The 22,232-nt window shown below is 70.8% G+C and carries 17 protein-coding genes; 6 read left to right on the top strand and 11 right to left on the bottom strand.

Annotated elements, in window-relative coordinates:
- Positions 1 to 78 precede the first annotated feature (78 nt).
- Positions 79 to 1,380 (bottom strand): M20/M25/M40 family metallo-hydrolase, encoded by a 1,302-nt coding sequence (locus tag ACXJLH_RS15215; RefSeq protein ID WP_457444981.1) that lies wholly within the window; start codon positions 1,378 to 1,380, stop codon positions 79 to 81.
- Positions 1,381 to 1,403: 23 nt separating this feature from the next.
- Between ACXJLH_RS15215 and ACXJLH_RS15210 the strand changes: the two genes are divergently transcribed.
- On the top strand, positions 1,404 to 2,228 hold the full coding sequence (locus ACXJLH_RS15210; RefSeq protein WP_457444979.1) for an alpha/beta hydrolase: 825 nt from the start codon (positions 1,404 to 1,406) through the stop codon (positions 2,226 to 2,228).
- On the opposite strand, the gene ACXJLH_RS15205 is transcribed toward ACXJLH_RS15210, so the two are convergent.
- The 5 genes from ACXJLH_RS15205 to ACXJLH_RS15185 all read right to left on the bottom strand — a co-directional run bounded on the left by ACXJLH_RS15205 (position 2,215) and on the right by ACXJLH_RS15185 (position 10,713).
- Positions 2,215 to 5,307 carry a ligand-binding sensor domain-containing diguanylate cyclase gene (locus tag ACXJLH_RS15205; protein WP_457444977.1) on the bottom strand — a complete coding sequence of 1,031 codons (3,093 nt, stop codon included), beginning with the start codon at positions 5,305 to 5,307 and terminating at the stop codon, positions 2,215 to 2,217. The two genes, ACXJLH_RS15210 and ACXJLH_RS15205, sit on opposite strands and share 14 nt — an antisense overlap.
- Before the next feature lie 125 nt (positions 5,308 to 5,432).
- Complete coding sequence (locus ACXJLH_RS15200; protein WP_457319781.1) at positions 5,433 to 6,266, bottom strand: CPBP family intramembrane glutamic endopeptidase; 834 nt, start codon at positions 6,264 to 6,266, stop codon at positions 5,433 to 5,435.
- Between the two features lie 16 nt (positions 6,267 to 6,282).
- A complete protein-coding gene (locus ACXJLH_RS15195) occupies positions 6,283 to 6,966 on the bottom strand; it encodes an ABC transporter ATP-binding protein (RefSeq protein ID WP_457444975.1) in 684 nt (227 codons plus the stop codon).
- A gap of 2 nt (positions 6,967 to 6,968) precedes the next feature.
- Entirely contained in the window at positions 6,969 to 8,228 is a 1,260-nt protein-coding gene (locus ACXJLH_RS15190) for an efflux RND transporter periplasmic adaptor subunit (RefSeq protein WP_457444973.1), read from the bottom strand.
- 7 nt (positions 8,229 to 8,235) lie between these two features.
- The gene (locus ACXJLH_RS15185; protein ID WP_457444971.1) at positions 8,236 to 10,713 is read right to left on the bottom strand and encodes an FtsX-like permease family protein; all 2,478 of its coding nucleotides are present in this window, start codon (positions 10,711 to 10,713) and stop codon (positions 8,236 to 8,238) included.
- 152 nt (positions 10,714 to 10,865) lie between these two features.
- On the opposite strand from ACXJLH_RS15185, the gene ACXJLH_RS15180 reads away from it, so the two are divergent.
- From ACXJLH_RS15180 to ACXJLH_RS15165, 4 genes are all read left to right on the top strand, one after another.
- Positions 10,866 to 12,158, top strand: a complete 1,293-nt coding sequence (locus tag ACXJLH_RS15180; RefSeq protein ID WP_457444969.1) for a sigma-54-dependent transcriptional regulator — start codon at positions 10,866 to 10,868, stop codon at positions 12,156 to 12,158.
- Positions 12,148 to 13,308 carry a sensor histidine kinase gene (locus ACXJLH_RS15175; RefSeq protein ID WP_457444967.1) on the top strand — a complete coding sequence of 387 codons (1,161 nt, stop codon included), beginning with the start codon at positions 12,148 to 12,150 and terminating at the stop codon, positions 13,306 to 13,308. The genes ACXJLH_RS15180 and ACXJLH_RS15175 overlap by 11 nt, the downstream gene beginning before the upstream one ends.
- A gap of 92 nt (positions 13,309 to 13,400) precedes the next feature.
- Positions 13,401 to 14,639: a glycerophosphodiester phosphodiesterase gene (locus ACXJLH_RS15170; protein ID WP_457353358.1), complete on the top strand. Its 1,239-nt coding sequence runs from the start codon at positions 13,401 to 13,403 to the stop codon at positions 14,637 to 14,639.
- A gap of 226 nt (positions 14,640 to 14,865) precedes the next feature.
- Positions 14,866 to 15,591, top strand: a complete 726-nt coding sequence (locus ACXJLH_RS15165) for a response regulator (protein WP_457319764.1) — start codon at positions 14,866 to 14,868, stop codon at positions 15,589 to 15,591.
- 147 nt (positions 15,592 to 15,738) lie between these two features.
- Here the strand turns inward: ACXJLH_RS15165 and ACXJLH_RS15160 are convergent, their stop codons facing one another.
- Positions 15,739 to 16,752: a hypothetical protein gene (locus ACXJLH_RS15160; RefSeq protein ID WP_457444966.1), complete on the bottom strand. Its 1,014-nt coding sequence runs from the start codon at positions 16,750 to 16,752 to the stop codon at positions 15,739 to 15,741.
- 185 nt (positions 16,753 to 16,937) lie between these two features.
- Here ACXJLH_RS15160 and ACXJLH_RS15155 point away from each other — a divergent pair, with 185 nt between their 5' ends.
- Positions 16,938 to 17,711, top strand: coding sequence for a PEP-CTERM sorting domain-containing protein (locus ACXJLH_RS15155; protein WP_457444964.1), 774 nt, complete (start codon positions 16,938 to 16,940; stop codon positions 17,709 to 17,711).
- A 13-nt stretch (positions 17,712 to 17,724) separates the two neighbouring features.
- Here the strand turns inward: ACXJLH_RS15155 and ACXJLH_RS15150 are convergent, their stop codons facing one another.
- The 4 genes from ACXJLH_RS15150 to ACXJLH_RS15135 are packed head-to-tail and all read right to left on the bottom strand — an operon-like array spanning position 17,725 to position 22,212.
- On the bottom strand, positions 17,725 to 18,387 hold the full coding sequence (locus ACXJLH_RS15150; protein ID WP_457353352.1) for a 3-keto-disaccharide hydrolase: 663 nt from the start codon (positions 18,385 to 18,387) through the stop codon (positions 17,725 to 17,727).
- A complete protein-coding gene (locus ACXJLH_RS15145) occupies positions 18,387 to 19,001 on the bottom strand; it encodes a gluconate 2-dehydrogenase subunit 3 family protein (protein ID WP_457444962.1) in 615 nt (204 codons plus the stop codon). The genes ACXJLH_RS15150 and ACXJLH_RS15145 overlap by 1 nt, the downstream gene beginning before the upstream one ends.
- A 2-nt stretch (positions 19,002 to 19,003) precedes the next feature.
- Complete coding sequence (locus ACXJLH_RS15140; protein WP_457444960.1) at positions 19,004 to 20,803, bottom strand: GMC family oxidoreductase; 1,800 nt, start codon at positions 20,801 to 20,803, stop codon at positions 19,004 to 19,006.
- A 50-nt stretch (positions 20,804 to 20,853) separates the two neighbouring features.
- Positions 20,854 to 22,212, bottom strand: a complete 1,359-nt coding sequence (locus tag ACXJLH_RS15135) for an MFS transporter (protein WP_457444958.1) — start codon at positions 22,210 to 22,212, stop codon at positions 20,854 to 20,856.
- Between the last annotated feature and the right edge of the window lie 20 nt (positions 22,213 to 22,232).

Raw genomic sequence — 22,232 nt, 5'->3', positions numbered from 1 at the left:
GTCTCCCTTCCATGCGATGGGGGGAGTTTGGCGCCGCCAGCCGCCCTGTCTGGCGGGGGTTTTGCCTGAGTCGATGCCCTATCGAGTCAGTCGATAGATCAGCAAGGCCGCACGGATGGCACCACGCTCGATGGAGGCGATCTCCAGCCATTCGTCAGGCGTGTGCGCACCGCCACCCGCGGCACCGAGGCCGTCCAGGCTGTCGATCAGTGGCGCGACGAACTGCACATCGCCCGCGCCGCGCAGGCCGGGCGGGAAGGGCACGATGGCATTGAGGCCGGCGTCAGCGCTGGCTTGGGAATAGGCCTCCAGCACCTTCAGATTGCCCGGCGTGGGCGCCATCGGCGGGTAGCTTTCGTGGAAGCTGATCTTCGAGCGCGTGCCGGGCAGGGCCTGGTCGACGATGGCCTGCATGCGCTCACGCGCCTTCGCACCCTGCTCGGCGGTCAGGTAGCGCAGGTCGCCGCGCACCTGGGCGTCGCGCGGGATGACATTGGTCTTGCCGAAGGCCTGGCCCTGGCTTTCACTGTCATCCCATTTGGCGCTGGTGCCGGCCACGATCGTCGCGGCATTGAAGGTCAGGTCGGGCTCGATGAGCTGCTCGCGGAAGGCGTTCAGCACACGCGCCGCCTCATAGACGGCGCCGTAGCCATCCTTGCCGAACACGCCTGCCGAATGGCCGGTGCGTGCCGTGACGTTGAGATGCCAGCCGCCCGAGGCACGCCGGCCGATGGTGGCGGCGTCGCGGCCCTGCTCGTCCTTGGTGGCGCCCTCGAAGGCCAGGGCCACGTCGCTCTGCTTTGCGGCGTCGATCAGCGCGGCCCTCGCCACCTCGGCGGGGCTGCCGACACGCTCCTCGTCGCCGGTGAAGACGGCCCGCACGGTGCGGCCATCCAGCGCGCCGGCGTCGTTCAGCGCCCGCAGCGCGAGCAGGATGATGACGTCGCCGCCCTTCATGTCGGACACGCCCTGGCCGCGCACCTTGCTGCCGTCGCTCTGCCAGGGCGGCACCGGGCTGTCCTTCTCGAAGACGGTGTCCAGGTGGCCGATCAGCAGCACGCGCTTGCCCTTGTCGCCAGCGCGCTCGGCCACCAGATGGCCAGCGCGCTTCATCTCGGCCGGCATGTCGACCCAGCGCGTCTTGAAGCCGATGGACTCGAAGGCCTTGGCGTAGACAGCGCCCACCTCGCGCACGCCGGTCGGGTTCAGCGTGCCGCTGTTGATGAGGACGCTGCGCTCCAGCAGCTTCAGCGCGTCGGGTGTGTGGCGCTTCACGTTGGCGACGATCTGCTGCTCCTGGGCGTCGAGCCCGGCGGCCATCGCCGAGGACGTGACGAGCAGCAGGGCGAGGGCGGTTCGGATAGCGTGCGGGGTCTTCATGCCTTGAGTGTCCAACACCCACCATGCAACGCCGCCTGCTGCTGACCCTGCCCCTAATGAGCTGTCTGCCTGCATGGGCCGCCCCGTCGACGGCCCTGCCCAGCGTGCAGGTGCTGCCCGAGCCGCTGGCCATGCCGGGCCTCGCCCGCAGCCGCACGCTGCGGCTGTGCCTGCCGACCAGCTACGACAGCGAGCCCGAGCGTCGCTACCCGGTCATCTACATGCACGATGGCCAGAACCTGTTCGATGCGGCCACCGGCTTTGCCGGCGAATGGGGCGTGGACGAGACGATGGCAGCCTTGGGGAAGGAGACCGGCTTCGAGGCCCTCGTCGTCGGTATCGACAACGGCGCCGAAAAGCGCAACAGCGAGATGGCGCCCTACGACCACAAGGAACTCGGCAAGGCCGAGGGCCCGGCCTATCTCGACTTCATCGTCAACACGGTCAAGCCCTTCATCGACAACGGCTGGCGCACGCGGCCCCGAAGCGAGCACACGGCGCTGATCGGCAGTTCGCTCGGCGGCCTCATCAGCCATGCGGCCCTGCTGAGCCATGGCGAGGTGTTCGGCCGCTATGGCCTGTTCAGCCCGTCCTACTGGGCGGCGCCCCAGCTCTTCGAAGCGACCGCTGCGGCCCGGCTGCCGGCCGACACGCGCATCCACCTCTACTGCGGCGGCCGGGAAGGCGGCAGCATGGCGGGGCAGACGCGCCAGATGCACAAGCGGCTGGCACGCCAGATGCCGTCCGAGCAGCTGAGCCTGCACATCGCCGCCGAGGCGGGCCACAACGAGGCGGCCTGGCGCGCCGAGCTGCCGGCGGCGCTGAAAACCCTGTTCAGGCTGGGCTGACGGCGTCGTCGACCGCGGCGCTGCGTGCGACCTGCAGCCGCTTCTCACCGCGCCAGGCGGCCAGGCCGTCGGGCGCCTCGCGCGGCGACAGGCCATTGGCGCGGATGGCGCCCATATAGCCGTCGCGGCCCTGGGCCTTGGTGGCGTACAGCGCCGAATCGGCCAGGGCCAGGCAGGCGCGCCAGTCCCACAGCCGCGGGTGGCGCGGGTCCAGCGGGAAGGCGCAAAAGCCGACGGACACCGTCACGTGCACGGTCTCACCCAGGCCGATCTCGAAGGGCTGGTCGCGCACCGCGGCGCAGACGCGCGCGGCCAGCTCGGCGGCATCGCGCCGCTCGGTCTCGCGGGCCAGCACCAGGATTTCCTCGCCGCCCCAGCGCACCAGGGAGTCGGTCTCGCGAAAAACCTGGCGCAGCCGCTCGGCCACCTGCACCAGCACCGCGTCGCCGGCCGCGTGGCCATGCACGTCGTTGACGCGCTTGAAATGATCCAGGTCCAGCAGCATCAGCAGCAGGTCGGCATCCGGGCCGGGACCTTCGCCCGCTCCTTCAATTCCGGGGGTCTCGAAGCGGCGCAGGCACAGGCGCAGGTCGTCGTCCAGGCGCAGCTCGAGGTAGCGGCGGTTGCGCAGACCTGTCAGTGCATCGGTCAGGCTCAACTCGCGCAGCTCGGCCGTGCGCTCGTCCACCAGAGCCTTGAGTTCGACCTCACGGCGGCGCAGCAGCCGCGTGCGCCAGCGCATCCAGGCCCAGATGGCGAGCAGGGCCAGCAGCCCGCCGCCGATGCGGGCCGACGTGGTCTCCCACCAGGCCGGCTCCAGCGTGATGGGCAGCTGCAGCTGCTCGGTGCCCCACAGGCTGTGGTGGGCCGTGGCGCGCACCTGCAGCGTGTAGTGGCCGGGCCGCAGCGGCCCGAAGCTGGGGTTGCGGCCGCTGGCGTCGACGCGCGTCCAGTCGCTGTCCAGGCCCTCCAGGCGGTATTCGTAGCGCAGCCGAGACGGGTCGGCATAGTCCAGCGCCGCGAACTCGATGGACAGGCTGCGCTTGCCGGGCGGCAGTTTCAGGCCGTCCAGAAGATTGCGGGGCTGCTCCCAGGGCTGGCCGTTGACACGCAGGCCGCTGACGACCAGCGGCGGGCTGGTGCGCTGCGCGCGGTAGGCGTCAGGCAGCACGCGCAGCAGGCCTCGACTGCCGCCGAACAGCAGGCCGCCGCCGGGCAGCTCGGTGCTGGCAAAGAACCAGAAGCTGCCAAAGTTGGCGCCCTCGGCGCTGCCGAAGCTGTCCAGGCGGTCGGCCGCCGGGTCGTAGACATAGAGCTGGCTCCAGATGCGGCCCTGCGCGTCCTCGTGCAGATTGCCGCCGAACACACCCTCCACGCCGTGGCGCTCGCTGATGCGCTCGAAGCGCGCGCGGCCCTCGCCGTCCCAGCCCTTGAGGCGGTGCAGGCCACTGACCGGCGTGTCCACCCACAGCCGCCCGTCGCGCCCCCACAGCAGGCTCATGACGATGGGGCTGGCCAGGGACTCGGCGGGTGCCTGTGGCACCACCTCCAGGCCGCTCTGGCCAGCGGTTCTCTCGCGGAACAGGCCCTGCTGGCCGCCCACCCAGAGGCGCCCGTCCGGCGCGGCGCTCAACACATAGACGCCACCGTGCAGCGGCCCGCTCAGCGGATGCACCCGCTCCAGCGCTGCGGCGCCATCGCCGGCGAGGCGGTACAGGCCCTCCTGCATGCCCAGCCAGATGCTGCCGTCGGCGCGCAGCAGCAGCTGCTGGGCACGGCCGCCGTCCAGCGCCCAGTCGCGCAGCAGGCGGCCATCGGCGGCGCGGTGCTCCAGGCGGCCGGCCGCGGCCATCCACAGGCTGCCGTCGCCCGCCTCGGCCATGAGCTCGACGACGCTGCGCCGCTCGCGCGGCCATTCGCCCAGCGTCGCCAGGTCGCGGCCCGGGCGGCCGTCCAGGCGGGCGATGTGGCCGGTCTGCGTCGGTGCCAGCACCTCGCCGTTCTTCAGCGCCAGCACCGCGCGCACATCGGCCTCGGCCAGCGGGCTGTTCAGGTCGGCATCGGGGCCGCGCACGGCCAGGGCCGGGTGGGAGAGGTGGCGCTGCACGCCCAGGCCATAGCCGCTGACCCACATCGCGCCGCTGCGGTCGCGCAGCAGGCCGCTGATGTCGTTGCCCGCCAGGCCCATCGCGCGGCGCGGGTCCTGGCGCAGCCGGGCCTCGATGGCGCCGCTGGCCGGGTTGACCCAGAACAGCCCAACCTTGCCGCCCACCCAGAGCCGCCCGTCCGGGCCTTCCGCCAGCGCGTTGATGGGCATGTCCAGCGTCTGCACCCAGCGCACCTGGCCCTGCTCGACGACGCCCAGATGCCCGTCTTGCGTGCCCAGCCAGATGCGCCCGCCGCGATCCTCGGCCAGGGCCAGCACGGGCATGCCCCGTTCCAGGCCGGGCAGGGCGAGGTCCTCCCAGGCGCCGCGCACGAAGCGGCCCAGGCCGCGCCAGTGGCCGGCCCAGACGACCCCGTCGGCACCCACTCGCAAGGCGAGCACCCGCTTCTCGGCCTGGCCGTGCCAGTGCAGCTCGTGGGCCTCGAATCGCTTGGCCGCCGGGTCGTAACGGTACAGGCCCTGGCCCAGGGTGCCGACCCAGATGGCGCCGTCCGGCGCCGCCGCCAGCGCGCGGATGGGCGGCTGCGGGCCCGCGCCGCCCTGAGCGCTGCCATGGCTTTCGACGCGGTCCTGCTCGGGGTCGTAGGCCACCAGGCCCTGGAACTCCGTGCCTATCCACATGCGCCCGTCGGCCGCTGGCGCCAGTGCCCGCACCCAGCCCAGGCTGCGCTTGGCCGTCGTGTCACCGGCCTGCTCGATGGGCCGCAGCCGGTAGCCGTCGTAGCGCGTCAGCCCCTTGCTCGTGGCGATCCACATGAACCCGGCCCGGTCCTGCGAGATCGCCGGCACCGAGTTCTGCGGCACTGTCACGCTGCGGAACTGCACCTCCAGCGGCCCCACGCCGGCGTCGGCGCGGGCCAGACCCGCCCCGAGCAGCATCAGGCCAAGCAGGCCTTGAATTAGGGGGTGCATGGGCCGGCATCCTAAAGGCGGCGATTGACGGCGCCGGCCTGCTGGGGTTAGGGCGGACGGGGGAGATGTGCGGTGCTGTCGGCGATCGGCGACTTGACATGCCACAGTCGCGCGTAATGCCGCGGCTATGTCCACGCCAGCACGGCAGGCGGCCGGCGGTTCAGCGACCGCAGCAGCGCAACGCAGGCCAGCAGCGTGACGCCCACATAGACGGCCTGTGCCACCTCCCACTGGCCCAGGCTCCAGGCCTGCGGACCGCGCACGTCCAGTACCGCGGCGGCGCCGTCGGGCGACATCACCAGGTCGCGCGCCCAGTTCCAGCCTGCATGCACGCCGATGGCGGCCGGCACGCTGCGCCAGCGGATGAAGACCAGACCGAACAGCAAGGAACCGGCCGTCGTGCTGACCAGCGCAACCTGCCAGCTCCAGCCGGACAGCACATGAAAGACAGCCGCGACGAGCGCCACGATGATTTGCGCCGGCCAATGGCCGAGGCTGCGCAGCAGGCCGTCCAGGGCGTAGCCGCGCCAGGCCAGTTCCTCGCAGGCATTGGTCAGGAGGTGAAAGAGCAGGGCGCCACCGATAGAAGCCGGCAGCAGCGCCGCCTTCATCCGCCATTCAACGGGCAGCCACAGCGCCATGACAAGTGTCGCCGCGGCGAAAAGCAGCAGGCCCGCCACCAGTCCCAGGCCCAGGTGGCTGAAGGCACGGGCCGACACCGTGAGGCCAAGGTCGGCCAGCGACCGGCCCTCGCGGCGCATCAGGGCACGCGCAAGCGCGGCCAGCAACAGCGCGGTCGCCAGGCCGTACAACATCGGCCTGTGCGGACCGACCGGAAACGGCAGGCCCTGGTAGACGACGACCACGAGCGGGAAGGCGCACAGCAGAAAAGCCATGCTGCGCAGTGCCAGCCAACGGCGGGCTTGGGTTGTCAGCGCGGTGTCGGCAACGTGCGGCATCGGCCGCACTCTAATATCAACCCACCGCACTCACCGCATCCACCACCACCCTGCCATCCAGCAGCCGCAGCGTTCGCGACGCCTGCGCCGCGTGCTCCAGCGAGTGGGTCACCATGACCAGCGTCGTGCCCTCGGCGTTGAGTTCGCGCAGCAGCCGCATGACCTCCGCGCCATGGGCGCTGTCGAGGTTGCCGGTGGGCTCGTCCGCCAGCAGCAACGCGGGCCTGGCGGCAATGGCACGGGCGATCGCCACACGCTGCTGCTGGCCGCCGCTCAATTGGCTGGGCCGGTGGCCGGCGCGATGGGCGATACCCAGGCGCTCCATGACCTCTGCGATGCGCTCGCGACGAGCGCGCGCGGGCAGTTCGCCGTATTCCAGCGCCAACGCGATGTTCTCGGCCACGCTCAGGTCGTCGATCAGGTTGAAGCTCTGGAACACGAAGCCGATGCGGCCGCGGCGCAGCGTGTTGAGCTGCTTCTCGCTCCAGCCTGCCACGTTGTGGCCGTCGAACCAGTACTCCCCGCCTGACGGCGCGTCGAGCAGGCCGAGGATGCCCAGCAGCGTGGACTTGCCGCAGCCCGAGGGGCCGGTGATGGCGAGGTATTCGCCGGCCTCGATGTCGAGGTCGATGCGGTCCAACGCGGTGGTCTCGATGTCGCCGGTGTGGAAGGTCTTGGTAAGGTGCTTGAGCTTGAACATGGTCAGTGGATGTCGAGAGCGGAAGCGCCCGCCAAGGCGCGGTAGGGGGAGACGACGACCTGCTCGCCGGGCCGCAGGCCGCCAAGCACTTCGACGACACCGTCGGCGCGCCGGCCCAGTTGCAGCGGGCGGCGCTGGGCATGACGGCCGTCCGAGTCGAGCACAAAGGCCCAGGCGCCGCCGGTGTCGGCGTAGAAGCCGCCGTCGGGCAACAGCAGCGCGTCCTGCGCCTGGCCCAGCGTCAGGCGCACGTCCAGACCCTGGCCGACCTGCAGCGCGGGCGGCTCGGCGTCGAAGGCCAGCTCGACGGTGAAGCGGCCGTCCTTGACCTGCGGGTCGATGCGCGCGACGTGCAGCGCATGGCTGCGGCCTTCGTGGGCCAGCGCGCCGGCCAGGCCTTCGTGCACGCGGCCGAGGTGGAATTCGTCCAGCCGCAGGTCGAGCTTGAAGCGGCCCAGGCTGTCCAGCCGCGCGATGCGGGTGCCGGCGCGCACGCTCTCGCCGACCTGCAGCGCAAGGCCCGTCACGCGGCCGGCCACCGGTGCGCGCACGGCCAGGCCCTCGCTGGCGGCGCGCATGGCGGTGAGGCGCTGGTCCAGGTCGGTGACGGCGCGCTGCATGGCCTGCACGGACTGCTTCCGGGTGCGCAGCTCCTCGCGGCCGTCGGCCTGCAGTTGCGTGAGCAGGCGCTGGGCCATGGCCAGTTTGTCGGCCGAGTCCTCGAGCGCCGACGGCGACAGGAAGCCCTGCGCGGCCAGGCCGACGTTGCGCTGGTGCAGGCGGCGCACGCGCTCCAGCTCGAACTCGCCTTGCGTCAGCTCGCGGCGCTGCGCGGCTTTCGCCTGGGCCAGCCCGGCGCGGAAGGTGGCAAGGTTGGCCAGCTGCTGCGCCGCCTCGCTGGAGCGCGCCATCAGCTCCTGGGCGCGCTGGGTGCTGCTCAGCACGACGAGCAGCTGTCCGGCCGCGACGCTGGCGCCATCCTTCACCAGCACCTGCTCGACGCGGCCATCCTCGGTGGCGTCCAGCAGCACCGACTGCAGCGGCTGCACGACGGCGCGGCCGACGACGAGGTCGCGAAAGGGGCCGGTTTTCACGGCGGCAATTTCCACGTCGGCGCGCGCCACCGCCACACCGCGCGGCCAGTAGCGCACCAGCAGCAAGGCCGCGGCAAGCGCAGCCAGGACCGCCAGCACGATCAGGCCGTAGCGCCTGGGCACCGCGACGCGGCGGTCCATGGCGGCGCCGGAGAGCGCGGCACTCATTGGCGCGTCAGCCACGCAGCGCCTGGAGTGGCCGCAGCGCCAGCGCCGCATGCAGGTGCCGCGCCACGGCCAGCGTCGTCACCACGGTCAGCAGCGCGACGGCGGCCAGCAGCGCCCACAGCGAGAACGGTCCCACCGGCGCGCGCTCGACGAAGCCGCTCAGGTAGAGCTGCGACAGCCAGGCCGCCAGCGGCAGCGCCACGGCGCAGGCGGCGGCCAGCACGCCGACGAACTCGGCGGCCAGCAATCCCGCTACTGCACCGGGGCCGGCACCGTGCAGCTTGCGCAGCACGATCTCGCGCTCGCGGCGGCGCAGCGTGTAGGCGGCCAGGGCGTAGATGCCCACGGCGGCCAGCGCCAGGGCCAGCAAACCCGCGAAGCCGATGAGCCGGCCCAGGCGGGTGTCCTCTGCGACCTTCTGCAGCAGCATGTCGCGCATTGGCAGGGCCTCGATGAACGAGTCGGGAAAGCGTTCGTTGAGCAGTGCCGTGAGCTTGCGACGTGTGGCCTGCGGGTCACGGCTGTGCACGCCGATGGCGCCCGCGCCGCGCGTCGCTACGGCCGAGATGGCGTGCGGCTGCGGCGGGCTGCGCGGGCCTTCCAGGCGGATGTCTTCGATGACGGCGACGACGGTGGCGGGCTTGCCATCGTGGAAGTTGGGGGACACCCCCAACGTCTGTCCGATCGCCTCCTCGGGGCTGGCAAAACCGAGTGCGCGCACGGCGCTGCGGTCCAGCACGAGGCCGTTCTGCGCCACCTCCGCGACATGGTCGGCCGACAGCCGGCCGGCGATGACCCGCATGCCATAGACCTGCAGATAGCCAGGGGTGAAGCCGACGCCGGTGCGCAGGTTCATGGGCGGGGCGCCTGGGCGGTTGAACTCGGAGAACCAGCTCGAAAAATCCCGCCCCGGCACGTCGTCGGCGGCGGCCACGGTGACGACCTCGGGCCAGCGGCGGACTTCCTCGAGCACCGCCATCGTCTGCGCCGGCTGCGCTTCCCAGGGCAGGTCGACGGCGACGCGGTCCTGCAGCTCGAAACCACGCGGCATGCCGCCGGCATGCTCGGCCTGCCACAGCACGGTCAGCGCCAGTGACGCGAACAGCGCGGCGGCGCCGAACTGCAGCGCCGTCATGAGCCGGCGCAGCCAGCGGCTGGCCGCGCCCTCGCTGTGGCTGCGGCCGGCCAGCGACTCTGCCGGCCGCACACGCAGCGCGATGGCCGCCAGCGGCAGCGAGCTCAGCCCTGCAATGCCCAGGCACAGCAGGCCCGTCAACGCCGCCATGACGGGCGACAGCACCGGCGCGTCGAAGGGATGCTGCAGCAGCACCGACGCCGTGGGCGAAGCCCACCAGGCCAGCAGCACTCCGAGCGCGCCGGCCAGGCCCGCGACAACGGCCGCCTCGGCAAAGAACTGCACGGCCAGCTGGCCGGCGCCCGCGCCCAGGGACTTGCGCAGGCCGATCTCGCGCTGTCGCCTGAGCGTGCGCACGCTCCACAGGTTGACGAAGTTGATGACCGCCAGGCCCAGGACGCCGGCCGATGCTGCGGCGAGGCCGGCCAGTTGCTGGCGCCGCTGTGGGCTGCCGGCGCCGTGCAGGCCGATGTCGGCCACGGGCAGGGCGCGCAGGTAGGCCGGTTTGCCGCCCCCCTTGAGGAAGTCCATCGGGAAGCCGGGCGGCAGGGGTTGCCGGTCGACCAGGCGCTGCGCCAGGTCGCTGAGCTGCTCGGCCGTCGCGCCCGGCTGCAGGCGTGCGAACAGCCGGCCGGAGTTCTGATACCAGTTGTTGGAGCGCGCCAGGTAGGCCTTGGCGGCCGGTGCCTGGAAGCCGGCGATGGCGTCGTAGATCAGCGGGCCGTTCATGTTGGGCGTGGGCAGCACCGCCTTGACGGTCAGCGCGAACTGCATGGCCGGCGTGTGCCCCTCGGGGTCGGGCGGCAAGGACAGGGTGAAGGTGCGGCCGAGGACCTGCGCGGTGCCGAAGAGCCGCTCCGCGGCGACTTCCGTCAGCGCAATGCCTTCGGGCGACGACATCGCGGCCTTCAGGTCGCCGGCGACCGGCTGCAGGCCCAGCAGCGTCTGCAGGTCGGGATCGGCCATGGCGATGACCAGCCGTACGCCACGGGGCTGGCCCTGTGCCTCGCTGGCGCGCGCGTGCAGAAAGGTGTAGAGCACGCGGCTCATCGGCCCCAACGGCGCGCCGGTGTCGCGCAAGGCGGCGTGCAGCGGCACGGACGGCACGTCGCCGAACCAGTCGGTCGTGATGCCGCCGGGGCCGCGCACCCGCCACTCGAAGGTGACCAGGCGATCCCGCTCGGGCAGGCGGGCATCGGGCCACAGCGTGTCCTGCAGGAAGCTGGCGGTCAGCAGCGTCAGCGCCAGGCCCAGCGCGAGGCCGGCGATGACGAGGGCGGCCGGGCCGGGTTCGGCGCGCAGTTGCCGCCAGGCGCCGCGCCAAGCGGTGGAGGTGGGGAGCAGGGTCATGCCCGGGTTTTGCAAGAGGCGGGCCAGGCGCGTTCTCCCAGGCCAACGCGGCCTGAAGGCATGGCGACCGTCCGCAAGCGGACACCTCGACTGTCCGCTTCCGAACACCACCTTCCCCGCAGCCCCGGCCCCGCTTAGAGTCGCGCCCTCTCATGCCCGGCATCCTCATCCTCGACGACGACCCCGACGTGGCCCTGGCCGCGCGGCTTGCGCTGCGCAGGCTGGGCGCGGTGGCCGTGCGCAACGACCCGCGCGAGCTGGCCGCCGCACTGGACGAGATGGCGCCCGACGTGCTGCTGCTGGACATGAACTTCACACCCGGCGCCAGCGATGGCGTGGCCGGCCTGGCGCTGCTGCGTGAGGTGGTGGCGCGCCGCAACGCGCCGGCGGTGGTCGTCATGACCGCCTATGCCGAGGTGGAACTGGCCGTGCAGGCGCTCAAGAGCGGCGCGGTGGACTTCATCACCAAGCCCTGGGCGAACGACAGGCTGGTGGCCTGCGTGCAGGCGGCGCTGGCCCGACGTGCTCCCGCGCCTGCCGCGGGCGAGCTGCTGGGTGAGTCGACGGCGATGCAATCCCTGCGCTCGCAGATCGCGCAAGTCGGCGCCAGCGAAGCCAGCGTGCTCATCCTGGGCGAGAACGGCGTCGGCAAGGAGCTGGTGGCGCGCGCACTGCATAGCGCCTCGCCGCGTGCGGCCGGGCCGCTACTGGCCGTGGACATGGGCTCGCTGCCCGAGGCACTGGTGGAGAGTGAACTCTTCGGCCACCGCCGCGGCAGCTTCACGGACGCCCGCGAGTCACGGCCCGGGCGCTTCGTCGCAGCGGCCGGTGGCACGTTGTTTCTCGACGAGATCGGCAACCTGCCACTGGCCCAACAGGCCAAGCTGCTGGCCGCGCTGGAGCGCCGCGAGGTGACGCCACTGGGCAGCGACAAGCCGGTGCCGGTCGATGTGCGTGTGCTGGCCGCCACCAATGTGGCCGAGGCCGAGCTGTTCGACGCGCGGCGCTTCCGGCCCGACCTGCTGTACCGCCTCAACACCGTGGTGCTGCGCGTGCCGCCGCTGCGCGAGCGCGGTGCCGGCGACATCGCGCTGCTGCTGCGCCACTACCTCGCGCAGTTCGCCAAGGAGCGCATCGTCGAGGTGACACCGGACGCCCTGGCCAGGCTCTGTGCCTACCGCTGGCCTGGCAATGTGCGCGAGCTGCGCCAGGCCTGCGAGCGCGCGACGCTGCTGGCACGCGGGCCGGTGCTCGCGTGGGACGACTTCGGCCTCAACGCCGCGCCGCTTGCGCCTGCCGAGCAGGGGTTGGACCTGGCCCAGCGCGAGCGCGAGGCCGTGCAGGCGGCGCTGGCACAGGCCGACGGCAATATCAGCCAGGCGGCCAAGCTGTTGGGCGTCAGCCGCGCGGCCTTGTATCGACGGCTTGAGAAGCATGGGCTTTGAACGAACCCGTGTCGTGGTGGCTGCGATGGGGCTGGCAGCAAGCGCGGCGGGCGCCGCCGCTTCAATGGACGCCCCGCGCCTGCTCGTCGCCTGCGCGCTGACCGGCTGCCTCGCCGCTGCCATTGGGTGGACTGCACTGAGTCGCCTTGCCCACCGGCCGACGCCGCTCCCACCCGACCCACCGCCCGCACCGCGCCCGGACCTGGATGCCGCACTCGAACACGCCCCGCTCGCGCTGTGGCGCCTCATGGCCGGTACACCGCCTCTCGCGCTGAACGCCGCCGCGCGCCGGCTCATCGCCCCGGGCCGAGCCGCCGAACCTGCGGCGCTGCTTGCTCTGCTGGACACCGGCCCCGGCCGGCGCGTCGTCACCCTGCCCACCGAGCATGGCCAGGAGCGCGCCGTGCTGGCCGTCTCGGCGCTGACGGTGCAAGGCCAGGCCTGGCGGCTGGCGGCACTGGCACCCATCGAGTCCGAGCTGGAGACCGAGACGCTGGCCGCCTGGCGCCAGCTGGTGCAGGTGCTGACCCACGAGATCATGAATTCGCTGACGCCGATCGCCTCGCTCGCCACCAGCGCGCCGGCCCTGCTGGAAGCCGGCGAGCACGAGGAGCTGCAGGCGGCCCTGGCGACGCTGGCGCGCCGGGCGGCGCATCTGCAGGCCTTTGTCGAGCGCTACCGCAGCGTCAGCCAGCCGCCCGCGCCAACGCTGGCCGACACGCCGCTGCTGCCCTTGCTGCAGGCGGTGCAGCGGCTGTTGGCGCCGGCCTGGGAAGTGGCCGGCGGCGCGGTCAGGATCGTGGTCGAACCCGAAAGCCTGGCCCTGCGCACGGACGCGGCGCAGCTGGAACAGGTGCTGATCAACCTGGCGCAGAACGCGCTACAGGCCTGCGCCGGCTATTCCAAGCCCGAGCTGCTGATCGAAGCCCGGCTGAGCCGCGGCGCACGGCTGCGGCTGACGGTGGCCGACAACGGTCCGGGCGTGGCGCCGGGGCTGGAGAGCCGCATCTTCACGCCCTTCTTCACCACGCGCGAGGGCGGCAGCGGCGTGGGCCTGGCCGTGGTGCGCCAGCTGGTGCATGGCCTTGGCGGCTCGGTGCGCCACGCCAAACGGCCGGGTGGCGGCGCCTGCTTCGTCTTGACGTTTTGATGCAGTTGCAGCGGAGCTAGGGGGTTCCAGGTTCACGGCCTCGTCACCGCCGCCGCCTACCCTGCGGCGCTCGGTCACCCAGGAGCCATCCGATGTTCAAACCCCTTCGCTGGGCCGGCCTGTGCCTGCTCGCCCTCGCCTCGCTGAGTTCGTCATTCAGCGCTACCGCCCATGACCGCGGCCGCGCCGAGAACGCGCCGCTGGTCATCGGCCACCGCGGCGGCGCCACCGGCTATCTGCCCGACCACACGCTGGAGAACTACGCGTTGGGCATCGCCATGGGTGCCGACTATGTCGAGCCTGATCTTGTCGCGACCAAGGACGGCCACCTGATCGTCCGCCACGAGCCCAACCTGATCGCGACGACCAACGTCGCCTCGCTGCCGCAGTTCGCCTCGCGCAAGCGCACCGCCGTCATCGATGGCGCGACCGAGACGGGCTTCTTCGCCAGCGACTTCACGCTGGCCGAGATCAAGACGCTGCGCGCCATCCAGCCGCTGGCCGACCGCGACCCATCCTTCAATGGCCAATTCGAGATCCCGACGCTGGAGGAGGTCATCGCCTTCGTGAAGCGCAAGTCGGCCGAGGAAGGGCGGCGCATCGGCATCTACCCGGAAACCAAGCACCCGACCTATCACCAGAGCCTCGGCCTGGCCCTGGAAGACCGCCTGCTGCGCGTGCTGACCAAAGCTGGCTGGAACCATCGCAGCGCGCCGGTCATCGTGCAGTCCTTCGAGACGGCCAACCTGAAATACCTGCGCAGCAAGTCCAGCCTGCGCCTGGTGCAGCTGGTGGATGCCGACGACGTCAATGCCGACGGCAGCCTGGCCTTCAACAAGCCCTATGACAAGCCTTACGACTGGGTCGTGTCCGGCCGCGCCGGCCTGTTCAAGGACCTGCTGACGCCAGCCGGCCTGGCCGAGGTGAAGACCTATGCCGATGGCATCGGCCCGTGGAAGGTCTACCTAATGTCCAGCGCCTGCAAGACGGTGGCCGCGGGCGGTGGCTGTGCCGACAGCAACGGCGACGGCCTGGTCGACGAGCGCGACCGCAAGCTGCTGCCCGCCAGCGACATCGTCGCCAACGCGCACAAGCTCGGCCTGGTGGTGCACCCCTACACCTTCCGCAGTGAGCAAAAGCGCCTGGCCAGCGACTACCAGGGCAGCCCGGTCAACGAATACCTGGCCTTCTACGAGCTGGGCGTGGACGGCGTGTTCGCCGACTTTGCCGACTCGGCCTTCGCGGCGCGGGCGATGTTCCTGCTGAAGAACGACGCCGGCTACGCCCGCTGCCTCGTGAACGGCCGGGGCTGCGTCTCCAGCCGGGATTGAGGTACGGAACGCGGACCGGCGCCGGGCCGCTCCCAAGCCGGCCCGCAGGCGATGTGCTTGCGGCTCAATGCCGCAAGCATCGCCGTCCCCTCGGGGGACCGACTGGGTTTGCCCGCGTTCAGCGCGCAAAACCGGGCGAGGGGTGCACTCTTACCGGCTTTCCTCGGTGGTGTGACCGTGTGGCGGGTGTTAGGCTGCCCGCTGTTACACCCCGGGGATGGAGTCGATGTTTCACGAGCTGCAGGAGTTGCTGGGCGCCTATCTGATGCCGGTATTGATCGCGATACCGCTGGCCATCATCGTGCTCATCGCCGCCTTCAAGCGTGACGACTACCGTCCGCCGCGCGAATACACGCCGCCGCCACGCCCGCCGCAAGGGGGCCAGCGCGCCAACGCGCCTGTGGTGTTGCCGCCGCTGCCTGGCTCAGCCACTGCTGGCCCGTCGATGGCCAGCGCCTTCGTCACGGCGCCTACGCCGATGCAGCCGCCGGCCGCCCCCGCGCCCGTGGTGCCGGAGGGGCCACCCACCGTGCTCATCGCCGATGACTCGGCTGTCGTGCGCACCAAGCTCAAGCGCCTGCTGGAAGGTGCGGGCTTCGTGGTCGTCCAGGTCAACGACGGCAACGAGGCCATGGCACAACTGGACGAGAAGCCCGAGATCGCCGTGCTGATCACCGACCTCGAGATGCCCAACAAGGACGGTTTCGAGCTGATCGCCGACGTGCATGGCAGCCTGATCACCGAAGACCTGCCCGTTATCGCCATCACTGGCCACGACGAGCTGCACGGCCGCGTCGGCCAGATCGAGGGCGTCTACGGCATCTTCAAGAAGCCCTGGAACGACCGCGAACTGCTCAAGCGCGTGGAGTCGCTGGTGCACCTGCGCAGCGCCGCCAGCAAGCGCGGCCGCCGCGTCAGCGACCTGCGCGCACCGCCACCGCCGAGCACGTAACTTGCGGGCCGAGCGCCGGGCCGCTCCCTAGCCGGCCCGCGTTTGGCGATGTGCTCGCGGCTCGAAGCCGCGAGCATCGCCGTCCCCTCGGGGGACCGGCCGGTCAGGCCCACGTTCAGCGAGGCCTGACAGGACGAGGGGCGTCAGTCACGTCGGTCTGAAGCTCCACTTCATCCGGATTTCCGCCTGACCGGTGCCGGCCGGCAGGCGCGCCTGATCCTGGCCCCCTGAACTGAGCTGCACGAGGCGTTGCTGCAGCCAGGGCTGGGCCTCGCGCCATTGCAGGCCGATGCGGCCCTCGTGGCGCTGCTTGCGGCGATTGGCCTCCTCGCGGGTCTGCACGCCCTGCACATCCTGCGGCACCAGGCCCAGCGCCGTCCAGACCCGGCCGTTGCGGGTGTCCAGCACGGCCTGCAGCGTCGGGCAGGGCGCATCGTCACGGCGAGTCTCGCTGCCCTGGGCCGTCTCGGTGAAGGGGACAACGCCCTGCACATCGTTGAAGCGCCCCTGCACGCGCTCGTCCAGCTTGGCGCTCAACTGCAGGTTGCAGGCCATCGGTCCGGTGAACAGCAAGTAAGGCGTGGCCGGGCCGCTATCGTCGGGTGCATCGGCACCGCCACCGGCGGCGCGGCGTGCGTCGGCGCGGCAGGCCTCGCGGGCCTTGCCGGCAGGCTGGCGCTCGCAGGCGGCCACCGCCTGGCCATAGCCCTGCATGACGCCCTGGCTGCCGCGGTTGACGCCGGGCATCGCACCCGCGCTCAAGGCCGACGCCTCGCGCATCAGGCAGGCGCTGTCCTGCCCGCAGCGTGCCTGCAGCGCCTGCGCCTTGGCTTGCATGGCACGCCAGTCGGGCATGGGCGCGGCGGGGGCAGCCGCGGCCACGCGCTGGGCGGCCTCGGCCTGGCGGCGGTGATCGTCGGGGTCCAGCGGGTTGTAGGGGATGGGTGTGCCGTCGCTCTGCAGCAGGGCGCTGAACTGCCAGCGCTGGCTCAGCGTCTGCTCGCCGCGGTCCGCGCCGGCCTGCACGGGGCCCTGGCGCAGCAGTTCGACGTCGAGCACGAGGCGGCGCTGCTGAGCGGTTTGCGCTTGCGTGGTGTCGGCCAGCAAGCTGAAGGCGGCGAGGGCGAGCAGCAGCGTCGGGGCGGTGGGATGTGAAGGCATGGGGAAGAACTCCGGCAGGGATGTGGTGGCCGGCATCGTCGGCCGCAGGCGCCAGCGGCGCATCACCCATGGGGAGCCATGCATTTATGACAGTGCCATGGCTCTCACGTGGCTCTTCGCGGGCGATGCGCCGGGATGGCCTGAAAAACACACTTCCGGCCGTCAACAACCCTGCCATCACCACCATGAAACTGCTCTTGACCCCCCTCTTGCTGGCTTCGGCCGTGCTGACCGCGAATGCGGCGGCCGGTCAGCCTTTCGCCACTTCCGGTGTTCACGCCAGCGCGGGCGGCCAGACCGCCGGCGGTGCCGGCCAGTCGCACGTCAGCAACAGCTTTGCCAACGTGAACGTGCAGGCTTCCGCCGAGGCGTCGCTGAACACGGGCAGCCTGCATGCCCTGGCCTGGTCCAGCAACAACCCGACGCTGATCAAGGGCTGCCGGCCCGACATGCTGTCGTGCAACTGGGGCACCAGCGCCGACGCCTGGTTCTACGACAAGGTCACGCTGCAGGCCGACGAGAGCCATGACCCGGGCGACCCGGTCAGCTGGAGCTGGTCGGTCGAGGGCGAGACCAAACGCGGCAAATGGTGGAGCGGCTCCTCGGCCACCAGTCGCTTCTATGTCGGTACCAACCCCGAGGGCTGGCGCAACGCCATCACGCTCGACGCCAAGAACAGTTCACGCGAGATCAGCAGCACCTTCCTGGTGCCGGCGCATGGCCAATCGCTGGTGGTCTACATCTATGGCTCGCTGTCCGTGTTCGCCGAAGGCGGCGCGGTGGCAGACTTCTCGCACACCGCCCGCTTCAACTGGGACCTGCCCACGGGCGTCACGGTCACGTCGGCCTCGGGCCATTTCATGACCGCGGCCGTGCCGGAGCCGTCCACCTACGGCCTGATGCTGGCCGGCCTGGCCGTGCTGCCTTGGGCCCGGCGGCGGCTGGCAAGGTGCGGCTGAAGGTCGCCGGTCTTCAGGGCAGCACTTTCACCTTGATATTTCTGAAATGCACCGTGCTCTCAGGGTCATGCCCCTGCAGTGCGAAGGTGCCGCTGGCGAGGTAGCGCTGCTCCAAGCCCTTCTTGCGCACGATGGGCGACTCTTCGGTGTAGTCGGCTGTCTTCTCGGCACCGACGAACGTGGTGACGTGCTTGCCCTCGACGCGGATGGTCAGCGTGAACCATTGGCCGTCGGGTGCGATGACCTTGGGGAAGTCCTGCACGCCCCACAGGCCGCCGGTTCGGCTGGGGTCGCTGTGGGAGTTGTTGACCTGCACCTCGTAGCCCAGGCTGGGCCAGCCGACGTCCTGCCACTTGGTGTGGAAATAGACGCCGGAGTTGGCCTTGGCAAAGGTCATCACGTCGGCCTTGAACTCGAAGTTCCTGAAGTCGTGCTGCTGCACGGGGCCGACGTAGAAGAGGTGGGAGCGCGGGCCCTGCACGATGAGGGCACCGTCCTTGACGCTGAAGCTCCCGGGCGCGTCGCTCGCACGCCAGTTCTCCAGCGTCTTGCCGTCGAACAGCAGCTTCCAGCCGGCGGCGGTTTCTTCGGCGCTCAGCGTGTTGATATTCATGTCGGCGGCGTGGGCAGCGGTGGCGACAGCGAGGCTGGCGGCAATTGCGGTAAGTTGGCGCATCAGGCGACTCCGACGATCTGAAGGACTTTGAGAGGGGGGCCGTCGAAGGTGACGGATGGGACATTGCCGACGAAGCCGAGGTCCTTCGAACCCTCGGGCGTCGTGTAGAAGCCCCCGGCCGTCAGATCGCGAAAGCGCTTGAAGAAGCGCGCCGCCGCGGCGTGCTCCGGCTTGGCTTTCTGCACCCAGCAGATGTCGTCGGCGATCTGCGATTGCGCGGTGACATCGAGTTCGGCGAAGCGTTTGCCGAAGCGCAAGCGGCTCTCGGCGTCCAGCCAACCCAGGCCCGCGACGATGACGTCCTTGTCCTTGACCTGATCTGGGTAGGGCGCGCTGATCCACTCGTCGATGAAGAGGTGGACCTTGAGTTGCGCGGCGCTGGGTGAGTATTCGTCGGCCGGGATGATGAGGCCACACAGCGCCTGCGCGGCGCGCGCCTGATCAGCCGTGAAGGTCAGCGGCCACAGCTTGCCGCTGCGATAGGTCGTGGTGAGCTGAGGATCCGTGCCATAGCCCTTGCCTTTGCGCGCAGCGGGCGTAGCGCCGGCCGACACCTCCACGCCCATGGCGGCGCTGGCGGCCAGCATCCATTGCAGGGTCTGTCTGCGGTCCATGCTCAGAGCTCCTTCTTGCGCATGCGCTCGACGATGTGGTCCGCCTGGCGCCAGGCCAGGGCCATGATGGTCAGCGTCGGATTCTTGTCGGCGTTGGACGCGAAGGGCGCTCCGTCGGACAGAAAGAGGTTGGGCACGTCCCAGGTCTGACCCCAGCCATTCGTGACCGAGTTGCGCGCATCCGCGCCCATGATGGCGCCGCCGACCTCGTGGATGATGGAACCGCCCGGCGCGATGGCCTTGGCCCCGTCCAGTTCCGGCCCGCCGTCCTGCACGCGGCCGCCCATGGCGGTGATGATGTCGGCAAAGGTCCTTTGCATGTGCGCAGCCTGGCGGGTCTCGTGCTCGGCCCACTGCCAGTGAAAGCGCAGCACCGGGATGCCGAAACGGTCCTTCACCGTCGGGTCAATTTCGCACCAGGACTGCTCGTTGGGGATCATCTCGCCGCGGCCGGCGAAGTGGACGAAGGAGCCGTACAGCCGCCTCACGTCCTGCTTGAAGCGCGCGCCATAGCTGCCCTGGGTCAGCCACTCCAAGCCCGCGCCGGTGCCCGAGGTGGGCATGCGCCGGCCTGTGCTGATCTCGATGTGATAGCCGCGCGGAAAGCCCAGCTTCTTGTGCCAGTCGCGGCCCTGCTGCTGGTAAAGCCACCAGGGCGAATAGGCGTGGCCGCCGCCGGCGCCGTCCTCGTTGTGGGGCGGCAAGGCTTCCAGGCCCGGCACCTGGCCCGACAGGTCGCTGCCAACGGTATCCATGATGTAGCGGCCGAGCTTGCCGCTGGCGTTGGCGAGGCCCCCCGGCTTGCTGTTCAGCAGGATGCGCACCGATTCGCAGGCGCTGGCCGCCAGCACGACGGCGCGGGCCTTGGCCTTGATGTGCTTGCCGGTCTTGCGGTCGACAAAGCGCACGCCGCTGGCCTTGCCGCCGGCGGTCGTCACCTCGTAGACCATGGCGTCGCAGAGCACGTCCAGATTGCCGCTGGCCAACGCCGGCGGCAGGTGCACCGCCGGGCTCTGGTAGGTGGCGCCGATGCTGCAGCCGCGCCCGCAGGGCGTGGCCCAGAAGCAGGCGGCGCGGTCGCGCATGGCCTGGGCGACCAAACCTTGAGCGCGCGGGTTGCCGGGGTGCAGCAGGGCGGGGATGCGGGCGTCGTCGAGCTTTTTCGTCAGCACCGCGCGGTGGATGGGCACGACGGGCACGCCCAGCGTCGCCGCATGCTTCTTGATGAGTCGCTCGCCCACGCGCATCGCTGGCGCGGGCAGCAGGCAGCCCTCGGGCGAGTCGGGTGTGTTCTCCAGGCTCTCGTTGCTACCGTAGATGCCGACCAGCATCTCAACCTTGTCGTAGTAGGGCGCCAGGTCGTCGTAGCCGATGGGCCAATCGAAGCCCAGGCCATCACGGCTGTGGGGCTTGAAGTCGTAGGGGCCGTTTCTCAGCGAGATGCGGCCCCAGTGGTTGGTGCGGCCGCCCAACATGCGTGAGCGCCACCAGTCGAAGCGCTGCCGTGGGTCAGTGGAAGCTTGCGTGTAGGGCTCGCCGGGCACCTGCCAGCCGCCATCCACCGTCGCGTCGTAGAAGCCGAAGGGCTTGTCCGGCGTGCCGGCACCGCGCAGCGGCGCGTCCGCGCTGGTCTGGAACATCGGCGTCTCGGTGCGAAAGTCGTAGTGACGGCCGGCCTCGAGCATCAGCACCTTCACGCCCTCCAGCGCCAGCGTGTAGGCCGTCTGGCCGCCACCGGCACCCGAGCCGACGACGATGACGTCATAGTCCTTGGCCATGCTGCGCGTCGTCACGAAACCCATGCACCTCTCCCGCGGAAGACGGCGCAGTGTGCCACCAGCAGAAAGCGTTTTCAGTGGTTGTTGGGTTGGGCTCGGGGGCTGATCAAGGCAGCGACGGTGACGAGCCCCAGTGCCAGCAGCAGCACCGGCAAGACCTGGCGCGTAACGGGGTCGAACAGCAGGCCGGCCAGGGCCAGCGCGGCACTGCTGGTCAGCGCATCACAGAGTTGCAGCGACGAGGTGTTGCTGCCCTGCTGCTCCGGCGGCGACAGCTTGAGCAGCAGCACCGAGAGGATGGGGAAGGATAGGCCGATGCCCAGGCCGACCAGGGTCCAGCCCACAAAGACCAGCGCAGAGGGCAGGGCGAACAGCAGCGGCGCGATGACGAGGGTCAGTGCCAGCGCAGTCAATGTGAAGCCGCCCGGCAGCAACAGGCGCCTCGATTCGGGCCGCTGCACGCGAGCCTGCAAGGCGCTGCCGATGCTCCAGGTGACCGCGCCGGCGCTCAACGCAATGCCGGCCTGGGTCAGGCTCCAGCCGAAGTGCTGGGTCAGCATCAACGGCAGGAAGGCCTCGGCGCTGGCAAAGGTCGCGGCGATGAGGCCGCGCAGCAGGATGACCGTCGGCAGGCCACGCGCCGCCCTCAGCGTGCCGGCGGGCAGCAGCAGCCGGGCGGCGATGCCGGCGGCCACCAGGCCGGCCGCGAACAGCAAGGCCGAGCTGGCGCCGCTCTGCTGGCTGGCGCTGTGCAGCGTCAGCGCGCCCGCACTGGCCAGCAGGGCCCAGCGCATCGCGCCCCAGCGCAGCTCGTCACCGGAGCCCGAACCCACACGCTTGAGGGCCGGCAGGATCATCAACGCCGCCACGGGCACGGCCGCCGCAACGACCAGGAAGACGGAGCGCCAGCCGATGAACTGCACGAGGAAGGACGCCAGCGCCGGCCCGACCAGGCCGGGCACGACCCAGGCGCCCGCGAACATCGCGAACATCTTGGGGTGGAGTTGCTGCGGCACGACCTGGCCGACGCCGACATACAGCGTGACGCCCAGCACGCCGCTGCCCAGGCCCTGCAGCGCGCGGCCGAGCACCAGCACGGGCATGGATGGCGCAAAACCCGCCAGCAGCAGGCCGACCAGGAAGGCCGCGAGGCCTGCCAGCGCGGCGCGATAGGGGCCGCGCTTGTCGCAGAGCTGGCCGGCCGCCGTCATGCCCAGCACCGAGGTGGCCAGCGTCGCGCCGAAGGCCAGGGCGTAATAGGGCAGGCCCTGCAGCGCCTCGGCCACGGCCGGCATCGCGGTGGCGACGGCGATGGACTCGAAGGCCAGCATGGAGATCAGCGCGATGGCGCCGATGCAGGCGGCGCTGCGGCCAGGGGCAAAGAGTTTTTCGGACGCGCCGGCCGGCGCGTCGATGGGGTCAGCAAGATTCATGGCGGGGAAGACTAAAAGCT

Source organism: Roseateles sp. P5_E4 (assembly GCF_054049255.1).
The sequence above is the reverse complement of the archived record's forward strand: the minus strand, read 5'-3'. Positions and strand labels throughout refer to the sequence as shown.